Origin of the sequence: Lysobacter sp. TAB13 (assembly GCF_052113885.1) — a bacterium.
Lineage (GTDB): Bacteria > Pseudomonadota > Gammaproteobacteria > Xanthomonadales > Xanthomonadaceae > Lysobacter > Lysobacter gummosus.
Genome location: NZ_JBFRDR010000339.1, coordinates 1 through 380, shown reverse-complemented (window position 1 = coordinate 380; position 380 = coordinate 1). Strand labels below are relative to the sequence as shown.

Below are 380 nucleotides of genomic sequence, written 5' to 3'. Positions count from 1 at the left end.
GGCTGAAACCGGCCAGAAGAATCTGTGCCTGGCTGGTGGCGTCGCACTGAACTGTGTCGCCAATGGCAAGCTCCTGCGTGAGGGCATCTTCGAAGGCCTCTGGATCCAGCCGGCTGCCGGCGATGCTGGCGGGGCGCTTGGCGCAGCGCTTGCCGGCTATCATCTTTTCGGTGGCCACCCGCGAAGGCTCAATCCAGGCGGCGGTGATTCAATGCTGGGCAGCTATCTCGGCCCCAGCTTCACGCAGGCTGAGATCGAGGCCCAATTGACGGCTGCCGGCGCGCGCTTCGAGAGGTTCTCGGTGACGACGCCCTGATCGAGACCACCGCGCAGGCGCTGGCCGAGGGCAAGGCGGTCGGCTGGATGCAAGGCCGCATGGA

1 protein-coding gene is annotated in these 380 nt (G+C 66.1%); it reads left to right on the top strand.

The window, feature by feature from the left end:
* A partial coding sequence (locus AB4Y92_RS26440) for a carbamoyltransferase N-terminal domain-containing protein (RefSeq protein WP_441822320.1) occupies positions 1–316 on the top strand: 316 nt, incomplete at its 5' end.
* Positions 317–380: the final 64 nt, after the last annotated feature.